Source organism: Shewanella sp. TB7-MNA-CIBAN-0143 (genome assembly GCF_040310065.1).
In the GTDB taxonomy this organism is placed as follows: Bacteria; Pseudomonadota; Gammaproteobacteria; order Enterobacterales; family Shewanellaceae; genus Shewanella.
Genome location: NZ_JBEOPL010000090.1, coordinates 1 through 276, shown reverse-complemented (window position 1 = coordinate 276; position 276 = coordinate 1). Strand labels below are relative to the sequence as shown.

The 276-nt window shown below is 43.5% G+C and carries 1 pseudogene; it reads left to right on the top strand.

From position 1 onward, the window contains the following. Nucleotides 1–276, top strand: a pseudogene (locus AAEY97_RS21230) (alpha/beta hydrolase); the annotation flags it as partial.

Below are 276 nucleotides of genomic sequence, written 5' to 3'. Positions count from 1 at the left end.
CCTTAATCGTGAGCAACCTTACTTAACCACTCGCATGGAAAACTGGCACCGTGGCGTAGTGACGCTTAAGTTTTTAGTTAATGAGCTATCGAGTAAATACCCAGCGTATGATTTTACAAAGCTCACCTTATTTGGGCATTCTAATGGCGGGGATATTTCCGCATTATATGGCTCTATTTATCCAAACGAAGTTAGCACTATTATTACGCTCGATCATCGCCGCATGTTGATCCCGCGCAATAAAAGCATTCGCGTACTTACTCTACGGGGTAGTGA